Raw genomic sequence first — 26,287 nt, forward strand, 5'->3', positions numbered from 1 at the left:
CGGCAGCGATATTCAACGCGTTGCCGACGGTGCATACTTCTTTTTCTTGTTAATTCTTAGGCTCAATCAATGATCGCTCGTAACGCGTTGCTGATATCACTACTCACCGTCTTCTTAGTCGGCTGCGGCGGCACTCCCTTCACCTATCAAAGTCGCAACGAGATTCCGGAAGGACCCGGCATATTTTCCGGCGAGACCGGCGAGTTCACGGTCTATTCCGATAAGAAGGCGAAGGTTAATACACCGGCGACCGCTAAAGTCGCTGACGCGTCGACGCCGGAAGCTTACGGCGAGTTCCAAGAATTTCAGGAATTCCAACGCTGGAAGGAAGCCAACAAAGACACGCCGGAATATAAAGAATTCCAAGATTGGCGCGAGTGGAAAGCGTATCGCGCCTGGAAGGCAACGCACTAGCGAATGGGGGCTAGTCGCAGCGAATGGATTTGGTGCTGATGCGACCGATCATCGATAGCTGCACCACACGTCCAGCATGGCCGGCACAGATCTGAAACGTACCGCGGGTGTCGGCGACGATTTCTTTCGTGAGGGTGGGCGGAACATCGTCATCGGCATATGCTGCCGCCACTGGCGAAAGCTTGGCCAACCATGGGCTCGTATCCACAGCATGCTCGTCGAGCGACGCTTGGATGGCTAAATTTCCGGCAGGGGCAAACCGGATATAGCGGTGACCAGTCAATGTGACTCGTATCGCCGAATTCTCCGGCTCGTAACGTTTCAGTACTTGCGGTTCGCCGGCATCGTCGACGAACACGATATAACCGTGCTCCCATGGCGTATCGGTGCAGTGATGGCCGTCATCGCTGCTGCAGATGCTGACCGCTAGACCGCGCTCGACCGCCTGTCCGCGCGCATAACCCAGCACCCCGACCAAACTATTCGTAAAATTGGTCGCTTTCAGTTCGTCGACAAATTTGTAATACACCGGTGCTGTCAGCAACGCGCAAACTGCCAGCAATGTCAGCGTTACCACGAATTCAGCTAGTGAGACTCCCCGCTCGGTACGATACAGCATGGTGCGCCCCGTTCATTGTTATCTACTTCTATAGGAGCAACGCTTATGCCACGCGGGGGACAACGTCGACTTTACGTCAGGCGGGTTTTCCCCGGAATTTACCCATGCCGGATCGACATGGGGCGGAAATGACTCAACGCGCCGCCATTTCCGGGGCAAATAAGACGAGCGGCTCGATCGATACCGCCTCTGCCCCGTCCGTTACCCACGCTTGACCGTCTTGAATGGTGAATTGCAACTGCATAGTTCGCTTGGCCAGCCGCGCTAGCGCTTGCGTCGCAATCGTCGGCACGTTCAGCACGGTGAGATTGCGCAAACGTTCGAGTTGCGGCCGAATTTGAGTCCACCAAAAATCGACGCCGCGGCCACCGTAACAAAATAGCGTCACTTGCTTGGCGCGGCCGCAAGCGCGGCGAATGTCGCGTTCTTCCGGTTGACCAACGTCGATCCAATGCTCGACCGCGCCGGTCAAATCCTTCCGCCAAAGATCCGGCTCATCCTCGGTCGACAGGCCGCGACCGAAAGCCAACGCGGCATCGGCGCACCACGCGAACGCCAGCACGCGCAACATCATGCGCTCCTCGGTCTCGGACGGATGTTGCGCGACCGTGAGCGCATGGTTCTGGTAGTAATTGCGATCCATGTCAGCAATTTGCAGATCGACTTTATAAATGGTTGCGCGTGACGCCATACGATGAATTATATCTTCCGACGGGCGGACTTCTTTTTGGTTTTCTTCTTACGCGGCACCTTCGCTCCTTCCTTGCGCGCTTGCGACAAACCGATAGTGATCGCTTGTTGGCGGCTCTTTACCTTTTTGCCGGAACGACCGCTCTTCAATTTGCCGCGCTTACGTTCGTGCATGGCTTTGGCCACTTTCGTCGATGCCTTCTTACTATATTTCGCCATTTTTATTCCTCCTTGATGGGCGGGTTTTCACAACGACGGCACAGTCGCCAATTGCAAGCGCGGTCCGCACTACTCATCCGCCGGCGACAGCGGGAACGCATCGTCCGCGGACAACACCCAGGCACTATCGTGCCTGCTGAAACCGATCTTGGGGTAGTAATCTACCGCCTTCGGCGCAGCGAGCAACACCAGCTTCGATCTCGGTCCCATTTTGGCACGGGTCTGCTCGATCAACATCGTTCCTATGCCCCGATGCTGATGCGACTTTCGCACCGCTAAATCGGCGAGATAACCGGTGTAGGAAAAATCGGTGAGCGTGCGTGAGATTCCAACCAGCAGCGATCCATCCCAGGCGGTCACCACCAAATTAGCATGGCGGATCATGTCGAGCAGGATTTGCCGATCGTCAATCGGTCGCCGTTCGCCGAGCGTGGACGCCTGGTAGAGATCGTAAACTTCATCGAGGGAGAGATCGTTTCCGTAGCGATAATCAATGCGGTGTGTGTCGGTGGCGGTCATTGCTGCATATCTATATATATAAACGCAGCGACGGTACTCCCGCTAATGACCTAAATCAATCTTAGCCAGCAGGACGATGACGATCCCCTACCACGGCGCCGTCAATGCTGCCGGCGCCGTCGTTTACCGTGCCGTTGTTATTTTTAATTAGTTAACGAACATGCCCTCTTTCGGAAAGTCCAGCCATTTGTCCACGCCAACGAAATGCATCGATCGCGACAAAAACCGCGGCGATGCCGACCAGTACATAGATAATGCGTGCCAACACTGACATGTCGCCAACGATCGCCGCTACCAGGTTAAAACCGAACAAACCAACGAGCCCCCAGTTCAGCCCGCCAATGATCAGCAATATCAGCGCAACCCAATCGAACGCATTAAACCGTGTCATACCGCTCCTCCGTCCGAGATTCATTGCGGTCGCCAGAGTGCGCGTCTAAGCGACGGCGTACTAGAGGGGAAAGTCAGGTAGCACGATGGGGACATGACCTGGGCGCTACGCTGACGCGTAGCGCCCATAGTCTCGGTTACGCATTTCGCTGCCACACATATGTTTGATTGGCGATTATCTCCGGTAGTCTTCGCTATCTGGATACCCATGGTCATATTGCTGCGCTGCACTATCGCCGGCACTCGTACCCGACCCATCATGCATCGAGCTACAAGCGCTCAAGGTTGAACCTGCCAGCAACACCAGTAACAAAACTACCCATCTTAAGATTCCTTTCATGAGTAAGACTCCTATCCCTAAGCAAGATTGCTTAGTCGATTTGACATGGAGCTTTGATCAGAGTTTTTCCCCAAGAGATTTCACCCGGATCATTAGCGCAGCCACTGACGATGGCACCTTAACCGCCAGCGCCGGTCAAACTAGCTTCGTAGAAACCGACAAGGACGAACTATGGCACATACTGTTAAACCGATTCCCGAGGGTTACCATTCAGCAACCCCGTATCTCATCGTCAAAGACGCCGCCAGCGCAATCGATTTCTATCAACGCGCTTTCGGCGCCAAAGAGACGATGCGCTTCGATCACCTAGGCAAGGTTGGTCATGCCGAAATCCGAATCGGCGACTCGGCCATCATGCTCGCCGACGAGTTCCCGGAGATGGGCGCACAAAGTCCGCAATCGCTCGGCGGCACGCCGGTCAGCATCATGCTCTATGTCGAAGACGTCGACACGCTATTCCGGCAAGCGCTCGCCGCCGGCGCCAAGGAAGCGCAACCCGTGCAGGATAAATTTTACGGCGATCGTACCGGCAGCCTGATCGATCCTTATGGCCACAGCTGGCATATCGCGACCCACAAAGAAGATATAACGCTCGAGGAAATGCAAAAGCGGGCAGCGGCGATGTCTGCCGCTAGTAATCAAGCGACAGCACAACAACAAAAGCATTAGCCCGGTTCGGCGCGCCCCGCTCCCGCCTAAGAGGGAGCGAGCAAGGATGATCACACGGCGCGCCGATCCACTTCATCTTGCACCGGCATTTGTAAATGCTCGACCTCACCCCACTGTTCGATCGTAAAGGTGCGCGCCGCTGTATCAAATCGCAATCGATTGAGACTCGCGTTCAACAACAAATGTTGCCGCGGTGCCTCGAGCGCTAACGGCGCCGCCAATCGATACGCGCAATCGAGCACGCCGCCGTGACAAACCAGCACGACGCGGCGACCTGCATAACGCGTGGCGATTGCCGTTAACACCGTGCAAACCCGATCGTACAACCGGCGCAAGCTCTCGCCGCCGGGAATTTCGTAATCCGGATCGCGCACCTGCCAACGCTCGAACTCGGGCAGGTAACGCTGGCGCATTTCCTCCGCCGTCAGTCCTTCGAAAATTCCGAAACAACGCTCGCGCAACGCCGGGTCGAGCATAATCGTATGGGTCGTGTATTCGGCGATCGCTTGTGCCGTCTGGTAGGCGCGTTGCAGATCGCTGGAAATAATGGCGTCGATCGTTTCCGTCGCCAACCGCTGTCCGACCTTACGCGCTTGCGCAATACCGGTGTCGTTCAACGCGATATCGGTGTGTCCTTGCACGCGCTGCAATCGATTCCATTCGGTCTCGCCGTGTCGTACCAAAATTAAATGCGTCATCAATAGCACCAAAGTACCGTCCTAAAGCAGTGTCGCTTTCAGTAACGCCTGCGTGATTTACTCCTGCGCCGACTGAGCCGCCGCGATCATGGCGCAGTCGGTGCAATGACACAAATCGTTCATCAAGGAAAAGGAGATCACGGAAATGAAATCACTGAAACGCATCACCTGCCACGGACTCGTCGCCACCGGTTTATTTTATTCGCTGTCCGCCGCCGCCGTTTCGCCACATCTGCCGGACCTCATCGGCGACGGCAATCGCTGGACCATCACCTTTTACGACGACAGCAGTCCCACGCACGCGCAATGGGCCACGCAAGGACTATGCTTCTACAATGCCGGCGTCGTCGGCACGCAACAGCGCTATATCTGGGTCTCCGACACCTATCCCGACTGGAACGGTCGCGCGACCCAGGAAGGCGATCAGATCTTCATGTTCGGCGACTTCCAATGGCCGCTGGGCAAGCCCGACGTCGGCCACGATGGCATGGAATGGGAAGTGGTCACACGCAGCCCGGCCAACGACGGCGCCGGCCACTGGAAGGAATGGATCGAAGACGGCCGCTACGGCATTACCGTCGGCTTCGGCAACGCTAAATTCACCCGCGTCGGTCGCTGCCTGCACACGACCGCCGACCAGGCGTTGGAATACGGCAAGACCTTACAACTGCGTGTCGGTGCTGACGGGAAACTACAGACCAATCCGATGGGCGTTGATGTGAAGGAACTACAATAAAAGAATCTCTCCCCCCGTTACGACGGGATCCCCCTGCCCCCAGGGCCGTTCCCTCTCCCCGCTTGCGGGGAGAGGGTTGGAGAGGGAACAGGTTCCCGGTGTGTTCTTTTTTTTAAGGAAACCGATACTCACGCGCGGTCGTGCACACCTGAATGTGGTACTCGGAAAAGAATTTTTCCCGACCGAGGCGTTGCGCTTCTTTGTGCGCCGGATGATCGCGCCACGCCGCTAACGTTTCCACCGATTGGAATTCGACCAGCGAGACATACTCGCCGTCGGGCGCGGCGAAGTCTTTGAAGGAAACGAAGCCAGGCATCGACGCGGCCAGCTCATACATTCGTACGCCCAACGCCTCCATTTCCGGCACATCGGCGTCGGCGCGAACGCGGGTACGAAATACGATGACGACCATCGTCATTCCTCTTTAGATATCTTGCGTGGTCTTGCCGATGAACACGTCGTACACCGCCTGCGGCGACCAAGCGCAATCGCCCGGCACCAGCGGCGACAGCTTCTGGATCGTCACCATCTCGCCGTGCATCGATCGTAGATACTCTTCCTTGTGCGCCAGGCAGTCCAAGCCGTAGTTCATGGCATCGCGCTTAGCGAAGTTGACGTGCTCGAATACAAAGTACACCTGATCGAGACTCAAGTGGCGTTTTTGTTGCAACCACTTGCGCGGCGCGATGCACTTCCAGAGATAACCCGAATAGAGCTCGGTGCGCTCGGCAGAGATGCTGATCTTGTGGGTCTTGTCATCGTCATCGAGCCATAGGCAGTAGTCGAGCAAACCGCCGAACTTCTCGAGCTCGCGGTAAGCCCCGCAAAATTGCTCGCGATGACCGAGTAGACCAGTGACAGTTACTTCGAGCCCGCCCCAGCTGTCCAAGAACAACTCGCGGAGCTTGCGCGCCTTGGTATGCGGAATAATAACCGGCAACGAGTCGGCCTCGTCGCCGCCACCGAGCTGAGCGATAAAATAGGGTTTGTCAGCGGTTGGATCGGCGTCGAGCGTCCACGAGAAATCCCACGACGGGCCCCATAGGTCGAAGCCGTGAAATAACCAATGTTGTAACGGATCCTTCCACTCGATGCGGGTGATCTTGGCCTTGCCCGGACGCTCCCACCAGCCGGCAGTCAGCAGCGCGCACGGAAACAACGTACCGCGGACACTGATACGCAGAGGTTGCGGCAGACGCTCGCGATGCAACAACTTGCCGCGCAAATCGCTGATCAACTCGATTCCGCGAATCGATAAGTCCGGATCGTTCGGTCGCGTTAAATAACCTTGATAGGGCACCACACCGCGCTGCACCAGATAGCCCTGCGTCGGCATCGAGTTGACTTGCTCGTCGACCTGCAAGATGTAGGTGTTGTTGACGGTGTGGTTGTGAACCGCCTCGGCGATGTTGACGCTCTGACCCGCCGACACGCCGGTCAGATCGATATCGCCCTTACCGGCGAGTAAGGTAGCGGCCGGTGGCGCTGTTGCAGCGCCGCCGGCCGCTACTGAGGGTTTTTAGCGATGCGCGCGCCTCCTTGGCGCACACCGCTGATCTCGACGTTGCCGTCGATAACCGCTTTTTTAATATCAACGCCGGCCGCTTCAGCCTCGACATCGCGGATCAATAGATGACCACCGGCACGAAAATCCTCTAAACGGACGCCGACGCGCAGCGCGTCGTCCGGCGCATACTTGCGAATATTTTCCAATAACGCTTGCGCCGCCGTCAGCGCTTCCTGATCGGCAACCGCGTTCGCTTTAGTAAGATCGCCGCGGACCACGGCCTGGCGGGATTCGCAAGCCGGATCATCTTCGAGCAGATCGACCGGAACCTTGCTCCACTTGCGCTTAATCAAGCTTTTCAGCGCCACATAACCGTCTTTCACGACTTGCTCGGCGGTGGGCTTCAAACCGGCAGCGGCACCGGCAGCGAGAGCGGACACGAGTAGACTGATGGGTTCCATGGCTCGAGCTCCTTTCGTTATTTTCCGGACGTTACAGCAGCACCGGTTAAACTAGGGAACTTTCAGGGGAACGTCAACGCACACAATAGTACTAGTGCCGCACGCACGATGTTGTGCGTAGCGCAACATTGACCCCCTCCGCGCCGTCATACAACATACGTGCACCCTCGCCGGAACCCAAAAACGGCATATAGAACAAATAACTAATGATGCAATCAGCCACCTTACCTCGGATCGTCGTCGTCGGCGGCGGCGCCGGCGGGCTCGAGCTCGCCAGCCGCCTCGGCAATAAGCTTGGCCGACGCAAAAAGGCGCAAATCACGCTGGTCGACTGCTCGCTCACGCATTTGTGGAAACCGCTGCTGCACGAAGTTGCCGCCGGCGCGCTCGACGCGCATGAAGACGAGCTCGATTATTTAGCGCAGGCGAGCTGGCGCGGCTTCGAGTTCCGCCTCGGCCGGTTCGAGGCGCTCGATCGCGAACGCAAACAGCTTCGGCTCGCGCCGACACTGAGCGATGACGGCTCCGTCATCATTCCGCCACGCACCATCCCGTACGATATCCTGGTCATCGCCATCGGCAGCGTGACCAACGACTTCGGCATCGTCGGCGTACGCGAACATTGTACGTTCCTCGATAACCGCGACGAGGCCGATCAGTTTCAACGCCGCTTGCTGGAAAGTTTCATGCGTGCACAAACGCTGGAAACATCGCCGGCCGGCCAATTGAACGTCGCCATCGTCGGTGCCGGCGCCACCGGTGTCGAGCTCGCCGCCGAGTTGCATCATGTCGCCCGTCTGTTCGTCGCTTATGGATTCGATCGCATCGATCCGGAAAAGGACGTGAAGCTGACAATTATCGAAGCAGCCGATCGCATCTTGCCGGCGTTGCCGGAGCGGATCGCCAAGCCGGCGGAACGCGAGCTCAAACGACTGAACGTCACGATCCATACCGGCAAACGGGTGACGCAGGTGACGCGTGCAGGATTGCACACCCACGACGGCTTGTTCATTCCCGCCGCGCACAAGGTCTGGGCCGCCGGCATCAAGGCGCCCGATTTCCTGCGCGACATCGGCGGCCTGGAAACGAATCGGCTCAATCAGTTGGTCGTGCGGCAAACACTGCAAACCACACGTGACGATGATATTTTCGCGCTCGGCGATTGCGCCAGCTGCCCGCGCCCGGGCTACGAACGGCCGGTGCCACCGACAGCGCAGGCGGCGCACCAGCAAGCATCGATGCTAGTACGATCATTGACGCGAAAGATCAGGGGGAAATCGTTGCCACTCTATATATATCGTGACTACGGTTCGCTGGTATCGTTGAGCGAGTACACCGCCGTCGGTAATCTCATGGGCAATCTCACCGGCGATATCCGCCTGGAAGGCTGGCTCGCCCGTGTGGTTTACCGCAGCCTGTACCGAATGCATCAAACTGCGTTGTACGGCGCCTTACGCACCGCACTGCTCGTCATCGCCGACTTTTTGACGCGACCGACGCGGCCACGCACTAAGCTGCATTAGCTATCTGGGAGCACTATGTCCTATCTACGTCAGCTTCTCGAAAACAATCGCGCCTGGGCGGCGAAGACAACCGCGCAGGACCCGTCGTATTTTAAAAAGCTCGCCGCCATCCAAGCGCCGGCGTATCTCTGGATCGGCTGCTCCGACAGCCGCGTGCCGGCGAACCAAATCACCGGCCTCGAACCGGGCGAGGTATTCGTCCATCGCAACGTCGCCAACGTCGTGGTCCATACCGACCTTAATTGTCTGTCGGTGATCCAATACGCGGTCGATGTGCTACGGGTAAAACATATCATCGTCTGCGGCCACTACGGCTGCGGCGGCGTGAACTCAGCACTGCATGGCCAACATCTCGGTTTAATCGACAATTGGTTGCGCCACGTCGAAGACATCCGCGACAAACACACGTCGTCGTTGGCGCCGCTCAGCACGCAAGCGAAGTGGGACCGTCTGTGCGAGCTCAACGTGATCGAACAGGTCATGCACGTCTGCCGCACGTCGGTGATGCGCGACGCCTGGGCCCGCGGTCAGAATGTGACGGTGCATGGTTGGGTTTACGGCCTGAGCGACGGTTTGCTCCACGACCTGCGCGTGTCGCTGAACAACGAAGGCGACGTCGACAGCCGCTATCAAGATGCGGTCGCGGCAATTCTTGCAAAAAAATAACTCGGAGCAGCTAGTGCGTTTACCGAACTGGTTACGACCGGCGTTCGCTGTTGTCGCACTGCTGGTAGCAACAGCTCCGGCAAAAAGCGATGAGGTCAACGCCGCCGTCGCCGCCAACTTTACCGCCGCCATGAACCGCCTCGTCCCCGAGTTCGAGCGCGCCACCGGCCACAAAGTCGTCGCTAGTTTCGGTGCCACCGGCAAGCTCTACGCTCAAATCAAAAACGGCGCACCGTTCGACGTGCTGTTAGCCGCCGACGACGAACATCCAAAGAAATTGGCGCAAGAAAATCTCGCGGTCGCCGCCACCCGTTTTACCTATGCCACCGGTCGACTCGTATTGTGGAGCGCAAAGCCAGCGATCGTCGACGATCGCGGCACCGTGTTGCACAACGGCGAGTTTGCCCATCTCGCCATCGCCAACCCGAAGACCGCGCCGTACGGCAGCGCCGCCGAGCAAGTCATGCGTAAGCTCGGCGTTTGGACTCGCATCGAACCGCGCCTCGTGCAGGGCGAGAACATCGCCCAAACTTTTCAATTCATCAGCACCGGCAACGCCTCACTCGGCTTCGTCGCGTTGGTTCTTAGCGTTTTTGCGATCGCCGGCGGTGAAAGCGATTATTACGGAGTTGGGGTATTTGGCGTCGTAGTAGATTGAATCGCCCTCTTACGAGGGCGATGCTGATCGAGGTAATAAATGTAATCAGCGGGATGCGATTCCCTGTCATTTACAATCCAAAACACGTCCGGCCTAAGTATATGCTCACCGGAAAGCCGCCATAGAGCACTCCGAGTATCGCTATATTCAAGATAAGGCGGCGCGCCAGATCCAGCGGTTTCTTTTTTACCTCTTTGAATACCGACCCAAGTAAGATTGCCAAAACCCCCGCCGCAAACAACCACTTCACTACGGCGCTCGTCGTTTCCCCACCGAGACATACGAAGTTGTCGATCGACAACGACCCAACGACTAATACCGCGCCGATACCGAGCTGATAGAGCAACGCGCCGATATTAAGTATCCGCAGCAGCACGCGCCATAGGGACTGACCAAGATTCGTCGCAATAATTTCTGACATGATTCGCCTGCAGGCAATTTTAACGAGCTAGTGAAGACAGGCCGTGTGTTATCGGCCGCCTAATGAACGTAGCCACGTCCCTAACGTTCGTATCGGCAAGTTGCATACCTTTGCACTTAACTGCCGACTTCTCCAGCAACTCCGTTTTATCATTGTGTTCATCTACCATCGATATTTTGATATCGACCCGACCTGTTACGATAATGGTCCCATCTAAGTTTATTTCTATTATCTTCCCTTGAAGAATTCCAATATCTTTCACCCACGGAAATTTTTTTTCCTGTACCGAGAAATATTCCGTTTCGATTATCCCGACACCATGTTTCCCGCCACCCGCCAAAGCAATGGGGTCACCAATGGAATATACGTAAGGCAGAAAATTCTTACTTTGGCCCCATGGCCGAAAAAATAAAGCGGCTCCTCCGAGCTTGGCACCCACTTCAATTTTGGGGATATGCAGATCCACGGAATTCACGATTACTTTTAATTCCCAATTCATATTATTAGCTCCCTAGACGGCAATAGATGCTGAAATAACAGTAAGTGAGCTAAGGTGCTGCTGTCAACGGTGCGCGCGCCGGTACCGCCCCGCACGGCAGCGCCGCCGAGCAAGTCATGCGTAAGCTCGGCGTTTGGACTCGCATCGAACCGCGCCTCGTGCAGGGCGAGAACATCGCCCAAACTTTTCAATTCATCAGCACCGGCAACGCCTCACTCGGCTTCGTCGCGTTGGAGCGTTTTTGCGATCGCCGGCGGCGAAAGCGATTATTACGGAGCTGGGGTATTTGGCACCGTAGTAGTCCATCCCTGGCGGTTCCCCTTCGGGCTTATGCCTAAGCACCACCGGGGGATTAACCGCAACGACAATCGCAACTGCAACGATAACTACAACCGCAACCGCCCCCACCCTAACCATTCCCGCCCAGTGCGCGCTAACTTCAGCGCGCCCGTTCGGCGGCGCGAGTGTCCACTGGACACTCGCGAAAACCCCGCCGCACCCCCCGCTTCGCAGGGGAGGGGATGAAAAGCAAAAGCAAAAACGACTGGGCCGTCAGTGACTCCCTACACCCACTGCCACCGATCCATTCCCTCTCCCGCCCTAGCGGGGGAGGGTTAGGGTGGGGGGGTGAGTTGAATGGGTAGTTGCTGTTGCTGTTAATCCCCGTGTGGCGCATTCCGAGCATCGGAGCTTTTGGCGTCGACGCGCGCAGGAGGCGCGCGTCTGGCTCAGCCCCGGGAGGGGCTGTGCCAGACATAGTTAGTAAGCCAAAAGCGAGAAGCGCAGGAAGGTGTTGCGCCACCCCGGGGGGTGCTTTCTTTTGGTGACTTTTCTTTGCACAAGCAAAGAAAAGTCACCCTGGGCGGCGGGGCGGAGCATTCCGCTGCTTATATTTATTACACTCGACAGTCATCGCCCCGAAAGGGCGATTCAAATAACATCCTCACTATGACCCACGCCGACTGGCAAGCCATCTGGCTAACCCTAAAACTCGCCACCGTCACCACCCTCGTCCTGCTACTCATCGGCACCCCACTCGCCTGGTGGCTCGCGCGCACGCGTTCCATTTGGAAACAACCGCTCGCCGCTATCGTCGCCCTGCCGCTGGTACTTCCACCCACCGTGCTCGGCTTCTACTTATTACTGCTACTCGGACCGAACGGCCCGGGCGGCGCGATCACGCAAGCACTCGGGCTGGGTCTACTGCCTTTCACCTTCGCCGGCCTGGTCGTCGGCTCGGCGATCTACTCATTACCCTTCGTCGTCCAACCGATCCAAAACGCCTTCGAAGCAATGGGCGACCGACCGCTGGAGGTCGCAGCAACATTACGCGCCTCGTGTTGCGACCGGTTTTTCACTGTGGCCCTACCGCTGGCACGGCCTGGCCTGCTAACCGCCACCGTGCTCGGCTTCGCCCACACCATCGGCGAATTCGGCGTCGTGCTCATGATCGGCGGCGCAATTCCGGGGCAAACCAAAGTACTGTCGGTCGCGATCTACGATCACGTCGAAACACTCGAATACGCCAACGCCCATACGCTCGCCGCCGGCATGGTGCTGTTTGCGTTCGTCGTACTATTGGCGCTCTACTCGATCAACCGACGGCAGCGACGACAGATATGAGCACCGTCGCCGCCCACTTCCGTCTGCACGTCGGCGATTTTGCGCTCGACGCCACGTTCACCACACCGACGCACGGCATCACCGCACTGTTCGGCCCGTCAGGTTCCGGTAAAACGACGATCTTGCGCTGCATCGCCGGACTCATACGTGCCACCGAAGGCCGGCTGCACATCAACGACGAATGCTGGCAAGACGAAACGCGTGGTCATTTTGTCGGCGCCCATCGGCGCGCTGTCGGCTACGTATTTCAAGAAGCGAGCTTGTTCGCGCATCTGTCGGTACGAAAAAATCTCGAGTACGGATTACAGCGTATCCCGGCAAGTGAACAACGCATTCGCTTCGAGCAGACGAACGAATGGCTCGGCTTAGGACCGCTGCTCGATCGCGACCCGCGGCATTTATCCGGCGGCGAGCGCCAGCGCGTTGCCATCGCCCGCGCCTTGCTAACCAGCCCGCGACTGTTGCTGCTCGACGAACCACTATCGGCGCTCGATGCGGCCAGCAAGGCCGACATTCTGCCGTACCTCGAACGCCTGCAACGCGAGCTGTCGCTGCCGGCGTTGTATGTCAGCCACACGATCGATGAAGTCGCGCGCATCGCCGATCACATGGTGCTCCTGGAAAACGGCTGCGTGCGCGATCAGGGGCCGATCGGCGCTATGCTCACGCGGCTCGATTTGCCACTGGCGCACGGCGACACTGCCAGCGCCGTGATCGACGCCGTCGTCAGCGACTACGACGCAGCGTTCCACCTGCTGCAACTGACCTTTGCCGGTAACCATTTGGCGGTCGCCGCCGCCAACGCGCCGATCGGCACGCGCGTGCGCGTGCGCATTCACGCGCGCGATGTTAGCGTTGCCCTGACTCCACCGGCGCAAAGCAGCATTCTCAATATTTTGCCGGCGCGGGTGCTCGACATCGTCGACGACGCGCCCGGGCGGACGATGCTGCGACTTGCCGTCGGCGAGGTGGTACTACTGGCGCGCATCACGCGCAAATCGGCGGCGCTGCTACAAGTGACGCCCGGTATGGCGCTGTACGCACAGATCAAAAGCGTAGCACTGCTCAACTAAACGCTCGGAGGAACTCCGTCATGGCGCAATGGATCATCGCGCATGAGCTTTGGATCCGACTCGGCTGCTTCGCCGGCGTGCTAATGATCGTGGCCCTGTGGGAACAACTCGCGCCGCGTCGCCGACCCAGCGCCATCCGCGGCCGGCGCTGGCTGAGTCACCTCGGCCTCTCGCTGCTGAACACACTGGTGCTGCGCCTGCTACTACCGTTGACCGCGGTCGGCATGGCGCTCTTGGCGGAACGCGAGGGTTGGGGATTGCTCCATCGTTACCATGCGCCTGCCTGGCTCGTCATCGCGCTCAGCATCATCGCGCTCGATCTCGTCATTTATCTACAACATGTCATGTTTCATGCCGTACCCGCGTTCTGGCGACTACATCGTGTGCACCACGCCGATGTAGACTTCGACGTCAGCACCGGCATCCGCTTCCATCCGATCGAAATTCTGTTGTCCATGCTGATCAAATTCAGCGCCATCGTCGCGATCGGCACGCCGGCGCTGGCGGTGTTCGTATTCGAAGTGCTGCTCAATGCCAGCTCCCTGTTCAACCATGGCAACGTCCGCCTACCGCTGGCGATCGACCGCGGCTTGCGCTGGCTGGTAGTGACGCCGGACATGCACCGGGTGCATCACTCCATCGTGGCCCACGAAACCAATAGTAACTTTGGGTTCAATCTACCGTGGTGGGACCGGCTGTTCGGCACCTATCAAGCGCAGCCGCAAGCCGGCCACGAAGCAATGACGATCGGTATTGAAACGCTACGTGACGAACACCTCACAAGCCGGCTACTCGGTCTATTGGTGCTGCCGTTTCAGGGCGCTACCGGCGAATACCCGATCAATCGCCGCTGGAAATAATTCGACATCGGTGCATCCAACCATTGCGCCACTCCGTAGTAATGTAACGCATCACGCTTCATTAGGAGCCCAGCATGTCTCAGCAAGTCCGCGTCATTATCACTGCCGATACCGTTCCCGCTCACAGCGAAGCCGTCCGAACCGTTTTAGCCCGACTCGCCGACGACTCGCGCCGCGAGCAAGGCTGCTTGCATTACGAGCTATTGCGCGACAACGTGAATCCGCAACGCTTCACCATCGTCGAAGCTTGGAGCGATGCCGCGGCGCTCGCCAAACACCGGCAGGCGGCGCATGTCGCCACCGCGTTGGCCGCGCTACAAGACAAGCTCGCCGGCGCGCCGGACATTCGCGAGCTGACGAAAGTCGGCTGACTCGCCATGCACCCACACACCGCCGATCTCGATCCCCGCACCCACTGCCAGGCAATCGCCCAGCGTCTCGGCTGCTTCGACTTTCCGTGGGACACGACGCGCGCGCTCGAGCTCGCCTTGTTTCGCACGTTCGCCGCGCCGCGCATCGGCGCGCTGCTGCACGCGACCGGTGAGTTCGAGGCGCGACCGCAGAAGCGCTATGACGACACCGATCTGATCGTCAGCGAAATCGTCGAGCACGGCTTCGACAGCGACCGCGGCCGCCGCGCGATTGCGCGCATGAACGCCATCCACGGGCGTTTTCAAATTCGCAATGAGGATTTCTTGTACGTGCTGTCGACGTTCATGTTCGAGCCGATCCGCTGGAATGCGCGCTTCGGCTGGCGCCGCATGAGCGAATACGAACGTCTCGGTTGGTTCTGGTTTTGGCGCAATATCGGCGAGCGCATGCACCTCCAGGATCTGCCGAACGATTACGCGACGTTCGAGCGTTACAACATCGACTATGAAGCCAAGCATTTCCGCTTCACCGACGCCAACCAGCGTGTCGCTCTGGCGACGCGCGCGATGTTCGCCGGCTGGTTCCCGCGGCCGTTACAGCCGCTGGTACGTCGCAGTATCAACGCCCTGCTCGACGATGCCTTGCTGCGTGCCTTCGGTTTGGCGCCGGCGCCGCGCTGGTGGGTAGCAACCATCGACCGTTCGCTACGGCTGCGGGCACGGGCGCTACGCTGGCTACCGCCACGTAAACAGCCGCGGCTACGTACGCGCATCCCGCGCGCGGACTACCCGCAAGGTTATCGCATCGAGTCGCTGGGGCCGCCGCCGTCCGATCCCTAACAATTTTCCGCTGACGGCATTGAATTGTCCGGGCGCCGGTCTAAGGCGGGATGAAACGATGGCAACAACGTCTGGCCGCCTACCTGAGCGACCGCAACAAGTTCTTCTGGCTGGTGGCCGGCTCGTTGTCGATCGCATTGGTCGGCGTCCTCGATTATCTAACCGGTTACCAAACCAGTTTCTCGCTGTTCTATCTCGCGCCCATCTTCGCCGTCACCTGGTTCGGCGGACGTGGGCTCGGCATCGTCGCCTGCATCGCCAGCGTCCTGACATGGCTCGTGGCTGACTACACCGGCGGTTATTTGTGGCCGCATCCGCTGATTCATCTGTGGAACACGAGCGTTAGCCTGGGCTTATTTCTTATCGCCAGCTTGCTGCTGGCGGCGTTACACGTGGCACTGCAACACGAGTACGAGCTATCGCGCACCGATTCGCTGACCGGTGCGGTCAACCGACGCTGCTTCTTGGAACTTGCCGAGAACGAAATGCAACGTTTGGCGCGGCACGGCCATCCGTTCACCATCGCCTTCATCGACCTCGATGACTTCAAAGCGGTGAACGACCGTTGGGGTCACCAAGCCGGCGACACTGTTTTGTGCATGGTCGTCAGCTGCGTTCAACAACATCTGCGCAAGGTCGATACCGTCGGCCGCATGGGCGGCGATGAATTCGTCGTACTGCTGCCGGAAACCGGCGCCGATGCCGGCGAAAAGGCCATCGCTAAAATTCATCGACAACTCGCCGACAAGATGCAACGTGAACGCTGGCCGGTAACATTCAGTATCGGCGTGATCACCTGCTCGAAGACACCGCTGTCGATCGACGAACTCATCAATCAAGCCGACCGCTCGATGTACCTCGCCAAGCAGCAAGGCAAAAACCAAATCCGCTACACGATCACGGCGGACTGAGGTAGTGTGCTGAAAGTTTATTCGCACGGCGAAACCATGCGCACTTCTTTTGTCAGCGAAGCGATCACCCTCCGGCGGTTCACACCGACCGATGCGCCGCATCTTTACACCGCGGTCCGCGAGTCGCTCCGCCAGATCGGCCGCTGGTTGCCGTGGTGTCATCCCGACTACTCCATCGGCGACAGCGAGGAGTGGCTCGCGCTTTGCGATCAGCAGTGGAACCGAGGCGCGGAATACGCGTTCGCCATCACCGACGCAGCTGGTGGCCAGCTGCTCGGCAGCGTCGGTATCAATCAACTGAATCCGGCGCACAAGCTCGGTCAGCTCGGCTATTGGGTACGCGCCAGCCGCACCCGCCATGGTGTCGCTTCGGCGGCGACTAAGCTGGCGGCGTCGTTCGGTTTCAGCGAGCTGCATCTCACTCGGATCGAAATTGTCGCCCTGATCGACAATCTCGCCAGCCGCCGCGTCGCCGAGAAAGTCGGCGCCACCTTCGAATGCGTCGCGCGCAATCGGTTAGTACTGCGCGGGCGACCCCACGATGCCGCCGTCTATTCGCTGGTGCCGAGCGATATTCGCTAAGCGACTATGCCCGAGCTAATAATCCTGTTACTGGTCGCGCTGCTGTTGGTGCTATGGATCGATCATCGGCGGGCACAAGAGATCGTTGTCGCACATTGCCGGCAGGCATGTCAGGCGCTGGGCGTGCAGTTCCTTGACGATACCGCTGCCATGCGGCGCTTTGGGTTGGCGCGCGACGGTAACGGCCGTGTGCGCTTGCGGCGGATTTACACCTTCGAGTACAGCCCGAGCGCCGGTGAACGCGGGCGCGGGTCGGCGATCCTACTGGGACGCACGTTGACGGCGCTCAATATTCCGGTTGAGCCGCCGCCAAAGTTTTCTTGATATTACCCTCACCCTAGCTATTCCCGCCCGGTGCGCGCAACGACAGCGCGCCCGTTCAGCGGCGCGAGTGTCCACTGGACACTCGCGAAAACTCCGCTTCACCCCCCGCAACAGCGGGGGAAGGAACTAATTGGGTCGCGGATTTACGTTTTTGAGTTCCCTCCCCCGCGCTTTTGCGGAGGAGGGTTAGGGTGGGGGCAACACAAACTAGATTTAGTGCTCGCGCGTCGCCCGGAAGCGCACGTCGGGCCAGCGCTCCATGGTGACGTTCAGATTGACCGTGCTCGGGGCGAGATAAACCAGATGGCCGGCGCGGTCGAGCGCCAACCGTCCTTCGTACTGACGGCGGAATTCTTTAAGCTTGGCATCATCGGCATCGACCCAGCGAGCGGTGGTGACATCGACCGATTCGTAACGACACTCGACGCCGTATTCGTTCTGTAAACGCCAGGCGACTACGTCGAACTGCAAATTTCCGACCGCGCCTAAAATCAAATCATTGCCCATCACCGGCCGGAACACCTGCGTCGCGCCCTCCTCGCTCAACTGATCGAGACCTTTTTGCAGCGCTTTCATGCGTAACGGATCGCGCAGCATGACGCGACGGAACAATTCGGGGGCAAAGTACGGAATGCCGGTGAACTTGAGATCTTCGCCTTCGGTGAAGGTATCGCCGATGCTGATAGTGCCGTGGTTGTAGAGACCGATAATATCGCCGGCGTATGCTTCATCGACACGCTCGCGCTCGCGCGCCATGAAAGTGATAGCGCTACTGATCTGCACGTCGCGCTCGGTGCGCACCTGATACAGCTTCATGCCCTTGCTGTAGCGACCGGAGGTGACGCGCAAGAAGGCGATGCGATCGCGGTGCTTCGGATCCATGTTCGCTTGGATCTTGAACACGAAGCCGCTGAATTTTTCTTCGTCGGGCGCGACCACGCGCTCGCCGGCGTCGCGCGGCCGCGGGCCCGGCGCATGTTCAACGAACGCGTCGAGCAGCTCGCGTACCCCGAAATTGTTGATCGCCGAACCGAAGTACACCGGCGTTTGCCTACCGGCGAGATACGCTGCCGGATCGAACGGTTCGGCGGCACCGCGCACGAGCTCGACCACCGTGCGCAATTCATCGGCCTGTTCGCCCAACGCCTGTTCCAGCGCCGGGTTGTCGAGACCTTTAATAAGATCGCCTTCCTGAATACGGCCGCCATGGGCCGGGCTGTACAGATAAACGCTGTCCTGCAATAAGTGATACACGCCCTTGAAGCGGCGACCGGAACCGATCGGCCAGGTCACCGGCGCGCAACGAATACCGAGCACGCGCTCGACTTCGTCGAGCAGCTCCATGGGGTCGCGACTCTCGCGGTCGAGCTTATTGATGAAAGTCATGATCGGCGTGTCGCGCAGGCGACACACCTCCATCAGCTTGATCGTGCGTTCTTCGACGCCCTTGGCGCTGTCGATAACCATGAGCGCCGAGTCGACCGCCGTCAGCGTGCGGTAGGTGTCTTCCGAAAAGTCTTCATGGCCCGGCGTGTCGAGCAAATTGACGACGCTGTCGTTGTACGGAAACTGCATCACCGACGACGTTACCGAGATACCACGCTGCTTTTCGAGCTCCATCCAGTCGGAGGTCGCATGACGCGCACTCTTGCGGCCCTTGACGGTGCCGGCAAGCTGAATGGCGCCGCCGAACAGCAGCAGCTTCTCGGTCAACGTCGTCTTACCGGCGTCGGGATGCGAGATGATGGCGAACGTGCGCCGGCGGGAGATTTCGCGTTGTAGGCTCATAGGGCGCGCGATTATACCGGGCAATGTCAGTTGCGTCAGCGAACTTGCACGCCCCCCTCCCGTTGACGGGCAAGGGGCCAAATCAACGGGGGAACCTAGGCGAAATTGTGTCGATATCCGACCCACCGTATAAGATGATTAAGTATCAACGCCGATAAACTCGATCAGACGATGGCCTTCAGAAAAACCCGCAAAGCCCTCACCCGCTTGGTCTGGGACACCGATCTCGAGCGACAGCCGCCGGCCAAGGCGACGCTGATCCGCAGCCTGCGCATCGGCGCTGTCGTTGTCCGCGATCTGGCACGCGGTCAGCTGTCGCTCCAGGCAATGGGCTTGGTGTACACGGCACTGCTGGCACTGATTCCCTTGTTGGCGGTCACCTTCTCGGTGCTCAAGGCGTTCGGTTTTCACAACCAGATCGAGCCGCTGCTGGTGCAACTGCTGGCACCGCTCGAAGATAAGGGCGCCGAAATCGCCCGGCAGATCCTGCAGTTCGTATCGAAAATGCGCGTCGGCGTGCTCGGTGCCGTCGGCTTTGGCATGCTGATCTATACCAGCGTGTCGCTGATCTACAAAATCGAGCAGGCGATCAACTCGATCTGGCACGTATACCGTCCGCAACGATTCATGCGCCGGCTGGGCGATTATCTGACGGTGGTGGTCATCGGCCCGCTGCTGTTCTTCACGGCGATGGGTGTTACCGCCTCGCTCAGCTCGAGCGGCATGCTCAAGCCGATCCACAGCCTGACGACAATTGCCGCCAAGATCGTTCCATATCTATTGGTGATCGGCGCGTTCGCGTTCGTCTATGTCTTTCTGCCGAATACCAAAGTGCGATTGCGCTCGGCACTGGTTGGCGCCGTCGTCGCCGGCGTGCTGTGGCAGAGCGCCGGTTGGTTGTTCACGACGTTGGTGGTCGGTTCGGGACAGTACCGCGCGGTGTACGCCAGCTTCGCCATCCTGATCTTCTCGTTGATCTGGATGTATTTGTGTTGGTTGATTCTGCTGGTCGGCGCCAGCATCGCCTACTATCACCAACATCCCGGCTATGTAACGCGCGTGACGCGCGAGCGCAGCGCGCTGCTCAGTAATCGGCACAAGGAGCGTTTAGGTTTATCGATTGCGCGCCTGATCGGCAATCACTATTACTTCGCGCGCCCGGCGTGGACCGCCGATGCATTGGCACATGCATTGAAACATCCGCCGTTGACGATTGAACAGCTACTCGCCTCGTTCATGGCGCATGGTCTGCTGGCACAGACGCGCAAAAATCCGCCGACCTATTTGCCGACGCAACCACTCGAAACGATTCCGCTAAGCGACGTGTTGCACGCCATCCGTATCGCCGGCCCGGCGTCGGTACCCGAGCCGGCCGATCCGATCGTCGACGCGGTGATGGAAGATCTGGCACGCGCCAGCGCTGACGCGCTCAGCGGTCACAACTGGCGTGATTTAGTGTTGAACGAACGGACCGAGATGGTAGAGAAAATAGCGGCGGGTAAATCGTAGCGCGGGCAACGCTTGCCCGCGCTACCGACTCGACTCACTTCGCGGTACGGCTCGGCAACGTTGTCTTCAGCTTTGCATCGAGCAAACGCAACAACTTCTCGGTCGCCGGCCAATCGATGCAAGCATCGGTAACGGACACGCCGTACTTCAGCTGCTTCAAGTCCTTCGGGATCGACTGATTGCCCCAGTGCAGATTGCTCTCGAGCATGAGACCAACGAGCGAGCGGTTGCCTTCGATAACTTGGTGCGCACAGTCTTCGGCGACCAATGTTTGCAACGCCGGGTCCTTCTTCGAATTACCGTGCGAGCAATCGACGACGATATTACGTGCGAGGCCGTTGCGCTCTAGCTCCTGTTCGCACATCGCCACACTCACCGAGTCGTAGTTCGGGCCGCTACCGCCGCCGCGCAAGACGATGTGCGCATGCGCATTGCCGCGCGTACGAAACACGGCCGACTGACCGTTCTGATTGATGCCGAGGAAATGGTGCGGCTGCGACACCGACTTGAGCGCGTTGACGGCGACGCCCAGACTGCCGTCGGTGCCGTTCTTGAAACCGACCGGCATCGACAAGCCGCTCGCCATCTCGCGATGCGTCTGCGATTCGGTGGTACGGGCGCCAATGGCGGTCCAGGTAATAAGATCGGACAAATATTGCGGCGTGATCGGATCGAGCGCTTCGGTCGACGCCGGCAATCCGCGCTCGGCGACGTGTAACAACAACTCGCGCGCCATATGAAGTCCTTTCTCGATATGAAAGGAATCGTCCATATACGGATCGTTGATCAAGCCCTTCCAGCCGACGGTCGTGCGCGGCTTTTCAAAATAGACACGCATGATCAAGAACAACGTATCCGACACTTCGTCAGCCAGTGTCTTTAACCGTGCGGCGTATTCTTCGGCCGCGGCGATGTCGTGGATCGAGCACGGGCCGACGACGACAAACAGCCGATGATCTTGCCGGGCGAGGATGCGGCGTACAGTCTCACGGCCGGCAACCACGGTTTGCTCGGCATTCGCCGACAGTGGCAACGCCGCCTTTACCTGCTCCGGGGTCGGTAGCAGCTCTTGAGAGACAACATTAACATTGTTGATTTCAATCACGGGAAAAAGCCTTTTATAAAATAAGCGGTAAAGTCGCGGGCATTATAGCGTGTTAGTAACTTGTATAGGGCCAGTCGCCTTCGGTATTGTTACCCCCTAATGTCCACCGCCTCCCATATCTTCGATGCCACTGCTGATAACTTTAGCAGCTTGGTTCTGGAAAATTCCAAAAATACGCCGGTTCTGGCGAGTTATTGGTCGCCACGTGCCGGCGGCTGCATGATGCTGATCCCGCGGCTGGTACGGCTAGCGGCGCAATGCGGTGGCCGTTTTGTGGTGGTGTTGCTTAATACCGACGAGCTCGACGTGCTCGCTCGCGAACATGGCGTGGCCCAACTGCCGACGTTGCGACTCTACCGCAACGGCCAGGTGCTCGACACCTTGGAAGGCGACGACTCCGAAGCCAACGTGCGCGCTTTCATCAATAAACATGTACCGCTGCGCGGCGCCTATCGCTTATATGCCGAAGCGGTAAAAGCGTACAGCCAAGGTGCCTCCGAGCAGGCAATCAAGCTGGTGACGGAAGCGGCGTTGGCCGAACCGGACAACGTCAAAACGCCGCTCGAATTCGTGAAGCTGCTAGTGATCGCCGGCCGCTTCGATCAAGCCGACGAGCTGCTGCATGCGTTGCCATCGTTCGTGCGTGAGCACCCGGAGAGCCGGCACTTGATCGTTCATCTCGGTTTCATTCGTGCCTCGCAAGGTGCGCCTTCTGTCGGTGAGCTCGAAGAATCGGTCGCGATTGACCCAAACGATCTCGACAGTCGTTATCAACTCGCAGCGACCAAGGTCGTGCACAACGACTTCGAAGAAGCAATGCAACAGCTGCTGGAAATTGCCCAACGCGATCCGGCGTTTCGCAACAATGCCGGACGCGACGGTCTGCTGGCGTTGTTTCAAATGCTCGGCGACGACGATGACCGCGTGCGCCGCTACCGCCCTTTATTGCACGACGGCTTACACTAAACTCGCCTTTCACCTTCGCGCGCACGGAACGCCGCGCTTGTAAAATTGCGTCAACCAAACTGATTACCCGATCGTTATTATCTCGGATAATTTCCAAAACACTTTTATAGGAGCACGCATGAAATCCTTACGCACCTCCATCATCATCGCCACCGTCGCCGCCTTCGGCGTCAGCGCCTGCGCCACCGACGGTCAACCGATGTCGGACGCGCAACGCGGCGCCTTCATCGGCGCAGCGACTGGTGCGGTCATCGGCGGTCTGGCCAAGAAGAGCAACCGCAAGAAAGGCATCCTCATCGGCGCGGTCGGCGGCGGCCTGGCCGGTGGCGCGGTCGGCGCTTATATGGATAACCAGAAGCAGGATTTGGAAAAGGTGCTGGCGCCGGAACGTAGCGCCGGCAATATTCAAATCGAGAAACTGCCAGGCGACGTACTGCGCGTCACCATGACCGATCAAACCGCCTTCGAGTTCGACTCGTCCGACATCAAGCCCGGCTTCAACAGCACGATGGACAAGATTTCGAGCGTCGTGAATCGCTACGGTAAGACCCACCTGACCGTGGTCGGTCACACCGACAATGTCGGCACCGATCAATACAACCAGAGCTTGTCGGAGCGGCGCGCCGAGGCGGTGGCAGCCTATTTCAACGGCAAGGGCGTGATATCGGAACGACTGGAAGCCGAAGGTAAAGGCGAGAGCGCGCCGCGCGCCAGCAATGCATCGCCCGATGGGCGGCGGCTGAATCGGCGCGTCGAGGTCTATATCGAACCGATCGTTGCCGAAAGTTAAGCATCAATCATGAAAACGGGCAGCAAGGCTGCCCGTTCTATGCTAAACGCCCACAGGGTTACCGCCGCCCGCTCAAGCCTGAGTTACCGCTTGGACCATCGTGTCGTGGATCCATAAAAAGCTGACGCTGGTCACCGCCGTAACGCTGTACTTGCGCGGCTTCAATGAAGCAATCGGGCTTTTTGCCTTGTCGCTGCCGCCGTTGATCGACGTAGCACCGCCGTCGGCGGCGCGCAGCGCTATCGCTCCCTGCAATAGATATAAATTCCACGGATCGTTAGCACCGAGCGCTAACAATTGCGTGCCGGCCGGCGCGCGATAGACCGACAACTTTTCGGCGAGCAGTGCCAACTTTTCTTGCGCGATGTTTTGGAATTGCAAGAACGTCGACAAACAACTGACATCCGTCAATCGATTGGCACTCAACAAACGCTCGATTGCCGCAACTCGTTGCCCGGTAATCAACGGCTCGACCACGTTCAAACGCACCTGCAACTCAGCGATCGATACCGGCGACGGTTGCGTCTTACCGGCAGCCGGCGCTTGCTTGTCGGCGGCGAAACCCGTCGCCGGCTTCAGCTGCGCCCGCGCGTTCTCGACCGGGGCCGGCATGTCCTCGACAGCAAGCGTGAGCTTGCGCTCGTGACGCGTATTCGCATCGAAAAATCCCGAATTCTGCTCCGATCCCACGCCGACTTTACCGATCACCGCTAAACGTTGGTCGCGCATGTCTTTGTGAACGGTGCGCTCATACATGCGTTTCATCAAGGCAAGCACGGCCGCGACGTTGCGGTGCGCCATCGGCATAGTTGCCACCAAATTGACAACTTCGAGCACCGGGATATCGCGATCGGCATCCTCGCCGAAATGAAGCGCCGCCGGATACTGGCCGAGCGTCGTACCACGATCGTATAAAACCGGGCAGTAGACCGGCGCGTCGGCAAGATGCTCGAGTCGATAATCGAGCAACAACTCGATACCGCGGTAAAGACTCTTCTCGCGATTCTTTTTTTGAAATGACGTCAGCTCGGCCGTCGGCGCACCACTGACCGGATACACCTCGCGTACTACCCGCTCCTCCAAGACAAAGGTATCGACACCCCACGGCCGGCGTTCACGCGCGGCAAAAATCAAACCGAGACGATACGGCTCAGCATGAGGCGCTGCGAGGTAAGCGGCGAGAAATTCCTGATTACGCTCGGTCAGTGCCTGACTCAACTCGGCATCGAGCACTACCGCGTTGTTGTCCTGATAGAAACCAATACCACCGTTCGGCAAAAGTACGCATAGACCGGTGACATGGGTCAACGTGTCAATGACCTTCACGATGGCGACGTTTCGGGCGGCATATTATTAATAGTGTAGCCAACCCGACCGGTGGTCGTGCGTATCGGGCTAAACCGGCTTATGACCCTGGCCACGGCCCGCTGATTTCGCCGTTGACGGTAAACGGCAGCTTGCTCGCCTGGTTGGCCATGTGCAGATCACCGGCGATCGTCACCTGCAGGTTGCCGGCACTGCCGCTTTGGACGCGACCGATGCGCTCGAGCAGCGACCATAAACTGCTGACCCTCCCTGACCGCTCGCTCAATCCGGACAATAGCTGGGTCCACACGCTGCAGCCGACATCAGTGAGTGAACCGACGTCGCTTCTGTCTAATGTTTTGTGGCACAAAAAGGAATGCCTCATGAGCGAACCGGAAACGACACCCGCATTACCGGCCGACGCCGTCATTCTGTTGCCCGTGCGCAGCACCGTCCTGTTTCCCGGCATGGTGCTACCGCTGACGGAATGAAGGAAAGCGCACAAACGGCGCTGTCGCTCGTCAAAAACCGGGCGCGGCACCTCGGTATCGAGATCGATCTCTTCGAGCGCAGCGATATACATATTCATGTGCCGGCCGGTGCGATCCCCAAGGACGGTCCGAGTGCCGGTGTCGCCATGTTCGTTGCGCTCGCGTCGTTACTCACCGGTCGCAACATCCACAGTCACGTCGCGATGACCGGCGAGATTAGTTTGCGTGGGCTGGTGTTACCGGTAGGCGGCATAAAGGAAAAAACGCTGGCCGCCGTTCGCGCCGGCATTGAAACGGTCATGCTGCCGGCACGCAATCGCAAAGACCTGGAAGACATTCCGGCAACGGCGCGTGAGAAGGTTAAATTCGTTTGGCTGGAAACCGTCGACGAGGCGATCCGCTGCGCCATCGGCGAGATCGGCGCCGGCACGCGCCGCCGTGGAATAGCACGCGAAACGCGGTCGTTTCGGAGGAGTGCATGAGATTCGCCCGTTTGCCGCGGCGGGTGGGTTGATTTTGTGCAATTCCCCGACACCGACGCGGCAACTTTCTAGGATTGCACGAAGTGGTTGTTTGGAGCAGTGGCGCTATGTAATGAACTGCCGACCAACGGCCGGGTCGAACTCAGCTGACCTATATATATAAGAGGGGTTTGCCGGACTGGGGACCAACGGACGCATGACGCGGCAATGACGATCAACGAACGTAATCCGTCAAAGT

35 protein-coding genes are annotated in these 26,287 nt (G+C 58.6%); 19 read left to right on the forward strand and 16 right to left on the reverse strand.

Translation table 11 applies throughout. The features are described 5' to 3' along the window. Positions 1-69: 69 nt before the first annotated feature. Positions 70-414, forward strand: coding sequence for a hypothetical protein (locus HY308_03045; protein ID MBI3897255.1), 345 nt, complete (start codon positions 70-72; stop codon positions 412-414). Between the two features lie 10 nt (positions 415-424). Here the strand turns inward: HY308_03045 and HY308_03050 are convergent, their stop codons facing one another. From HY308_03050 to HY308_03070, 5 genes are all read right to left on the reverse strand, one after another. Next, positions 425-1,033, reverse strand: a complete 609-nt coding sequence (locus HY308_03050; GenBank protein MBI3897256.1) for a GspH/FimT family pseudopilin — start codon at positions 1,031-1,033, stop codon at positions 425-427. Between the two features lie 133 nt (positions 1,034-1,166). Next, positions 1,167-1,724 (reverse strand): YaeQ family protein, encoded by a 558-nt coding sequence (locus HY308_03055; GenBank protein MBI3897257.1) that lies wholly within the window; start codon positions 1,722-1,724, stop codon positions 1,167-1,169. 8 nt (positions 1,725-1,732) lie between these two features. After that, positions 1,733-1,942, reverse strand: coding sequence for a hypothetical protein (locus tag HY308_03060; GenBank protein ID MBI3897258.1), 210 nt, complete (start codon positions 1,940-1,942; stop codon positions 1,733-1,735). A gap of 69 nt (positions 1,943-2,011) precedes the next feature. Then, positions 2,012-2,461, reverse strand: a complete 450-nt coding sequence (locus tag HY308_03065; GenBank protein ID MBI3897259.1) for a GNAT family N-acetyltransferase — start codon at positions 2,459-2,461, stop codon at positions 2,012-2,014. 151 nt (positions 2,462-2,612) lie between these two features. Further along, positions 2,613-2,852, reverse strand: coding sequence for a DUF378 domain-containing protein (locus tag HY308_03070; GenBank protein MBI3897260.1), 240 nt, complete (start codon positions 2,850-2,852; stop codon positions 2,613-2,615). 510 nt (positions 2,853-3,362) lie between these two features. On the opposite strand from HY308_03070, the gene HY308_03075 reads away from it, so the two are divergent. Further along, a complete protein-coding gene (locus HY308_03075; protein MBI3897261.1) occupies positions 3,363-3,860 on the forward strand; it encodes a VOC family protein in 498 nt (165 codons plus the stop codon). A 50-nt stretch (positions 3,861-3,910) separates the two neighbouring features. Here HY308_03075 and HY308_03080 read toward each other — a convergent pair whose 3' ends face one another. Beyond that, positions 3,911-4,558 (reverse strand): histidine phosphatase family protein, encoded by a 648-nt coding sequence (locus HY308_03080; protein ID MBI3897262.1) that lies wholly within the window; start codon positions 4,556-4,558, stop codon positions 3,911-3,913. 145 nt (positions 4,559-4,703) lie between these two features. Here HY308_03080 and HY308_03085 point away from each other — a divergent pair, with 145 nt between their 5' ends. After that, positions 4,704-5,294: a hypothetical protein gene (locus HY308_03085; GenBank protein MBI3897263.1), complete on the forward strand. Its 591-nt coding sequence runs from the start codon at positions 4,704-4,706 to the stop codon at positions 5,292-5,294. A 112-nt stretch (positions 5,295-5,406) separates the two neighbouring features. On the opposite strand, the gene HY308_03090 is transcribed toward HY308_03085, so the two are convergent. From HY308_03090 to HY308_03100, 3 genes are all read right to left on the reverse strand, one after another. Next, positions 5,407-5,706, reverse strand: coding sequence for an antibiotic biosynthesis monooxygenase (locus HY308_03090; protein ID MBI3897264.1), 300 nt, complete (start codon positions 5,704-5,706; stop codon positions 5,407-5,409). Positions 5,707-5,718: 12 nt separating this feature from the next. Further along, on the reverse strand, positions 5,719-6,726 hold the full coding sequence (locus HY308_03095) for a hypothetical protein (protein MBI3897265.1): 1,008 nt from the start codon (positions 6,724-6,726) through the stop codon (positions 5,719-5,721). A 74-nt stretch (positions 6,727-6,800) separates the two neighbouring features. Then, the gene (locus HY308_03100) at positions 6,801-7,262 is read right to left on the reverse strand and encodes a hypothetical protein (protein MBI3897266.1); all 462 of its coding nucleotides are present in this window, start codon (positions 7,260-7,262) and stop codon (positions 6,801-6,803) included. Between the two features lie 209 nt (positions 7,263-7,471). Between HY308_03100 and HY308_03105 the strand changes: the two genes are divergently transcribed. Genes HY308_03105 through modA form a run of 3 tightly spaced genes read left to right on the forward strand, consistent with a single transcriptional unit; the run spans position 7,472 to position 10,109 of the window. Further along, entirely contained in the window at positions 7,472-8,785 is a 1,314-nt protein-coding gene (locus HY308_03105) for an NAD(P)/FAD-dependent oxidoreductase (protein MBI3897267.1), read from the forward strand. Between the two features lie 15 nt (positions 8,786-8,800). After that, positions 8,801-9,451, forward strand: a complete 651-nt coding sequence (gene can / locus HY308_03110) for a carbonate dehydratase (protein MBI3897268.1) — start codon at positions 8,801-8,803, stop codon at positions 9,449-9,451. After that, positions 9,420-10,109: a molybdate ABC transporter substrate-binding protein gene (modA, locus tag HY308_03115; GenBank protein MBI3897269.1), complete on the forward strand. Its 690-nt coding sequence runs from the start codon at positions 9,420-9,422 to the stop codon at positions 10,107-10,109. Before can ends, modA begins: the two co-directional genes overlap by 32 nt. A 70-nt stretch (positions 10,110-10,179) precedes the next feature. On the opposite strand, the gene HY308_03120 is transcribed toward modA, so the two are convergent. From HY308_03120 to HY308_03130, 3 genes are read right to left on the reverse strand one after another with little or no spacing between them, the layout of a single operon-like run. After that, positions 10,180-10,530 (reverse strand): hypothetical protein, encoded by a 351-nt coding sequence (locus HY308_03120; GenBank protein MBI3897270.1) that lies wholly within the window; start codon positions 10,528-10,530, stop codon positions 10,180-10,182. A gap of 19 nt (positions 10,531-10,549) precedes the next feature. Then, entirely contained in the window at positions 10,550-11,029 is a 480-nt protein-coding gene (locus HY308_03125) for a hypothetical protein (GenBank protein ID MBI3897271.1), read from the reverse strand. Next, entirely contained in the window at positions 11,026-11,220 is a 195-nt protein-coding gene (locus tag HY308_03130) for a hypothetical protein (protein ID MBI3897272.1), read from the reverse strand. Before HY308_03130 ends, HY308_03125 begins: the two co-directional genes overlap by 4 nt. Here HY308_03130 and HY308_03135 point away from each other — a divergent pair. The 9 genes from HY308_03135 (at position 11,146) to HY308_03175 (ending at position 17,613) form a co-directional block, all read left to right on the forward strand. Next, positions 11,146-11,367, forward strand: a complete 222-nt coding sequence (locus HY308_03135) for a hypothetical protein (protein ID MBI3897273.1) — start codon at positions 11,146-11,148, stop codon at positions 11,365-11,367. The genes HY308_03130 and HY308_03135 overlap by 75 nt on opposite strands. Before the next feature lie 610 nt (positions 11,368-11,977). Continuing rightward, a complete protein-coding gene (modB, locus tag HY308_03140) occupies positions 11,978-12,652 on the forward strand; it encodes a molybdate ABC transporter permease subunit (protein MBI3897274.1) in 675 nt (224 codons plus the stop codon). After that, on the forward strand, positions 12,649-13,725 hold the full coding sequence (gene modC, locus HY308_03145) for a molybdenum ABC transporter ATP-binding protein (protein ID MBI3897275.1): 1,077 nt from the start codon (positions 12,649-12,651) through the stop codon (positions 13,723-13,725). Before modB ends, modC begins: the two co-directional genes overlap by 4 nt. Positions 13,726-13,745: 20 nt before the next feature. Then, complete coding sequence (locus HY308_03150) at positions 13,746-14,585, forward strand: sterol desaturase family protein (protein ID MBI3897276.1); 840 nt, start codon at positions 13,746-13,748, stop codon at positions 14,583-14,585. A gap of 74 nt (positions 14,586-14,659) precedes the next feature. Then, positions 14,660-14,956 carry an antibiotic biosynthesis monooxygenase gene (locus HY308_03155; GenBank protein ID MBI3897277.1) on the forward strand — a complete coding sequence of 99 codons (297 nt, stop codon included), beginning with the start codon at positions 14,660-14,662 and terminating at the stop codon, positions 14,954-14,956. Positions 14,957-14,962: 6 nt separating this feature from the next. Further along, positions 14,963-15,796, forward strand: coding sequence for a DUF2236 domain-containing protein (locus HY308_03160; protein MBI3897278.1), 834 nt, complete (start codon positions 14,963-14,965; stop codon positions 15,794-15,796). A 50-nt stretch (positions 15,797-15,846) separates the two neighbouring features. After that, on the forward strand, positions 15,847-16,707 hold the full coding sequence (locus HY308_03165; GenBank protein ID MBI3897279.1) for a diguanylate cyclase: 861 nt from the start codon (positions 15,847-15,849) through the stop codon (positions 16,705-16,707). Positions 16,708-16,743: 36 nt separating this feature from the next. Beyond that, complete coding sequence (locus HY308_03170; GenBank protein MBI3897280.1) at positions 16,744-17,289, forward strand: GNAT family N-acetyltransferase; 546 nt, start codon at positions 16,744-16,746, stop codon at positions 17,287-17,289. A 6-nt stretch (positions 17,290-17,295) separates the two neighbouring features. Beyond that, on the forward strand, positions 17,296-17,613 hold the full coding sequence (locus tag HY308_03175) for a DUF3301 domain-containing protein (protein MBI3897281.1): 318 nt from the start codon (positions 17,296-17,298) through the stop codon (positions 17,611-17,613). Positions 17,614-17,826: 213 nt separating this feature from the next. On the opposite strand, the gene HY308_03180 is transcribed toward HY308_03175, so the two are convergent. Then, positions 17,827-19,401, reverse strand: a complete 1,575-nt coding sequence (locus tag HY308_03180) for a peptide chain release factor 3 (protein ID MBI3897282.1) — start codon at positions 19,399-19,401, stop codon at positions 17,827-17,829. A 171-nt stretch (positions 19,402-19,572) separates the two neighbouring features. On the opposite strand from HY308_03180, the gene HY308_03185 reads away from it, so the two are divergent. Continuing rightward, entirely contained in the window at positions 19,573-20,910 is a 1,338-nt protein-coding gene (locus tag HY308_03185) for a YihY/virulence factor BrkB family protein (GenBank protein ID MBI3897283.1), read from the forward strand. A gap of 34 nt (positions 20,911-20,944) precedes the next feature. Here the strand turns inward: HY308_03185 and HY308_03190 are convergent, their stop codons facing one another. Next, on the reverse strand, positions 20,945-22,015 hold the full coding sequence (locus tag HY308_03190) for a 3-deoxy-7-phosphoheptulonate synthase (protein ID MBI3897284.1): 1,071 nt from the start codon (positions 22,013-22,015) through the stop codon (positions 20,945-20,947). Between the two features lie 99 nt (positions 22,016-22,114). Here HY308_03190 and HY308_03195 point away from each other — a divergent pair, with 99 nt between their 5' ends. Continuing rightward, positions 22,115-22,981 carry a tetratricopeptide repeat protein gene (locus tag HY308_03195; protein ID MBI3897285.1) on the forward strand — a complete coding sequence of 289 codons (867 nt, stop codon included), beginning with the start codon at positions 22,115-22,117 and terminating at the stop codon, positions 22,979-22,981. Between the two features lie 118 nt (positions 22,982-23,099). Continuing rightward, positions 23,100-23,771 (forward strand): OmpA family protein, encoded by a 672-nt coding sequence (locus HY308_03200; GenBank protein MBI3897286.1) that lies wholly within the window; start codon positions 23,100-23,102, stop codon positions 23,769-23,771. 72 nt (positions 23,772-23,843) lie between these two features. On the opposite strand, the gene HY308_03205 is transcribed toward HY308_03200, so the two are convergent. Both HY308_03205 and HY308_03210 read right to left on the reverse strand, forming a co-directional pair. Next, a complete protein-coding gene (locus HY308_03205; protein ID MBI3897287.1) occupies positions 23,844-25,097 on the reverse strand; it encodes a hypothetical protein in 1,254 nt (417 codons plus the stop codon). A gap of 79 nt (positions 25,098-25,176) precedes the next feature. Next, complete coding sequence (locus HY308_03210; GenBank protein MBI3897288.1) at positions 25,177-25,461, reverse strand: hypothetical protein; 285 nt, start codon at positions 25,459-25,461, stop codon at positions 25,177-25,179. Here HY308_03210 and HY308_03215 point away from each other — a divergent pair. Next, positions 25,453-26,049: a hypothetical protein gene (locus HY308_03215; protein ID MBI3897289.1), complete on the forward strand. Its 597-nt coding sequence runs from the start codon at positions 25,453-25,455 to the stop codon at positions 26,047-26,049. The genes HY308_03210 and HY308_03215 overlap by 9 nt on opposite strands. The last annotated feature ends 238 nt before the right edge of the window (positions 26,050-26,287 follow it).

It is taken from the genome of Gammaproteobacteria bacterium, from assembly GCA_016199745.1.
Classification (GTDB): domain Bacteria; phylum Pseudomonadota; class Gammaproteobacteria; order Acidiferrobacterales; family Sulfurifustaceae; genus JACQFZ01.

What these genes read in the sequence shown, in the direction of transcription:
- HY308_03045 (MBI3897255.1), top strand. Translation starts at nt 70, where the DNA reads ATGATCGCTCGTAACGCGTTGCTGATATCACTACTCACCGTCTTCTTA.
- HY308_03050 (MBI3897256.1), bottom strand. Translation starts at nt 1,033, where the DNA reads ATGCTGTATCGTACCGAGCGGGGAGTCTCACTAGCTGAATTCGTGGTA.
- HY308_03055 (MBI3897257.1), bottom strand. Translation starts at nt 1,724, where the DNA reads ATGGCGTCACGCGCAACCATTTATAAAGTCGATCTGCAAATTGCTGAC.
- HY308_03060 (MBI3897258.1), bottom strand. Translation starts at nt 1,942, where the DNA reads ATGGCGAAATATAGTAAGAAGGCATCGACGAAAGTGGCCAAAGCCATG.
- HY308_03065 (MBI3897259.1), bottom strand. Translation starts at nt 2,461, where the DNA reads ATGACCGCCACCGACACACACCGCATTGATTATCGCTACGGAAACGAT.
- HY308_03070 (MBI3897260.1), bottom strand. Translation starts at nt 2,852, where the DNA reads ATGACACGGTTTAATGCGTTCGATTGGGTTGCGCTGATATTGCTGATC.
- HY308_03075 (MBI3897261.1), top strand. Translation starts at nt 3,363, where the DNA reads ATGGCACATACTGTTAAACCGATTCCCGAGGGTTACCATTCAGCAACC.
- HY308_03080 (MBI3897262.1), bottom strand. Translation starts at nt 4,558, where the DNA reads ATGACGCATTTAATTTTGGTACGACACGGCGAGACCGAATGGAATCGA.
- HY308_03085 (MBI3897263.1), top strand. Translation starts at nt 4,704, where the DNA reads ATGAAATCACTGAAACGCATCACCTGCCACGGACTCGTCGCCACCGGT.
- HY308_03090 (MBI3897264.1), bottom strand. Translation starts at nt 5,706, where the DNA reads ATGGTCGTCATCGTATTTCGTACCCGCGTTCGCGCCGACGCCGATGTG.
- HY308_03100 (MBI3897266.1), bottom strand. Translation starts at nt 7,262, where the DNA reads ATGGAACCCATCAGTCTACTCGTGTCCGCTCTCGCTGCCGGTGCCGCT.
- HY308_03105 (MBI3897267.1), top strand. Translation starts at nt 7,472, where the DNA reads ATGCAATCAGCCACCTTACCTCGGATCGTCGTCGTCGGCGGCGGCGCC.
- can (MBI3897268.1), top strand. Translation starts at nt 8,801, where the DNA reads ATGTCCTATCTACGTCAGCTTCTCGAAAACAATCGCGCCTGGGCGGCG.
- modA (MBI3897269.1), top strand. Translation starts at nt 9,420, where the DNA reads ATGCGGTCGCGGCAATTCTTGCAAAAAAATAACTCGGAGCAGCTAGTG.
- HY308_03120 (MBI3897270.1), bottom strand. Translation starts at nt 10,530, where the DNA reads ATGTCAGAAATTATTGCGACGAATCTTGGTCAGTCCCTATGGCGCGTG.
- HY308_03125 (MBI3897271.1), bottom strand. Translation starts at nt 11,029, where the DNA reads ATGAATTGGGAATTAAAAGTAATCGTGAATTCCGTGGATCTGCATATC.
- HY308_03135 (MBI3897273.1), top strand. Translation starts at nt 11,146, where the DNA reads ATGCGTAAGCTCGGCGTTTGGACTCGCATCGAACCGCGCCTCGTGCAG.
- modB (MBI3897274.1), top strand. Translation starts at nt 11,978, where the DNA reads ATGACCCACGCCGACTGGCAAGCCATCTGGCTAACCCTAAAACTCGCC.
- modC (MBI3897275.1), top strand. Translation starts at nt 12,649, where the DNA reads ATGAGCACCGTCGCCGCCCACTTCCGTCTGCACGTCGGCGATTTTGCG.
- HY308_03150 (MBI3897276.1), top strand. Translation starts at nt 13,746, where the DNA reads ATGGCGCAATGGATCATCGCGCATGAGCTTTGGATCCGACTCGGCTGC.
- HY308_03155 (MBI3897277.1), top strand. Translation starts at nt 14,660, where the DNA reads ATGTCTCAGCAAGTCCGCGTCATTATCACTGCCGATACCGTTCCCGCT.
- HY308_03160 (MBI3897278.1), top strand. Translation starts at nt 14,963, where the DNA reads ATGCACCCACACACCGCCGATCTCGATCCCCGCACCCACTGCCAGGCA.
- HY308_03165 (MBI3897279.1), top strand. Translation starts at nt 15,847, where the DNA reads ATGAAACGATGGCAACAACGTCTGGCCGCCTACCTGAGCGACCGCAAC.
- HY308_03170 (MBI3897280.1), top strand. Translation starts at nt 16,744, where the DNA reads ATGCGCACTTCTTTTGTCAGCGAAGCGATCACCCTCCGGCGGTTCACA.
- HY308_03175 (MBI3897281.1), top strand. Translation starts at nt 17,296, where the DNA reads ATGCCCGAGCTAATAATCCTGTTACTGGTCGCGCTGCTGTTGGTGCTA.
- HY308_03180 (MBI3897282.1), bottom strand. Translation starts at nt 19,401, where the DNA reads ATGAGCCTACAACGCGAAATCTCCCGCCGGCGCACGTTCGCCATCATC.
- HY308_03185 (MBI3897283.1), top strand. Translation starts at nt 19,573, where the DNA reads ATGGCCTTCAGAAAAACCCGCAAAGCCCTCACCCGCTTGGTCTGGGAC.
- HY308_03195 (MBI3897285.1), top strand. Translation starts at nt 22,115, where the DNA reads ATGTCCACCGCCTCCCATATCTTCGATGCCACTGCTGATAACTTTAGC.
- HY308_03200 (MBI3897286.1), top strand. Translation starts at nt 23,100, where the DNA reads ATGAAATCCTTACGCACCTCCATCATCATCGCCACCGTCGCCGCCTTC.
- HY308_03215 (MBI3897289.1), top strand. Translation starts at nt 25,453, where the DNA reads ATGCCTCATGAGCGAACCGGAAACGACACCCGCATTACCGGCCGACGC.
- HY308_03210 (MBI3897288.1), bottom strand. Translation starts at nt 25,461, where the DNA reads ATGAGGCATTCCTTTTTGTGCCACAAAACATTAGACAGAAGCGACGTC.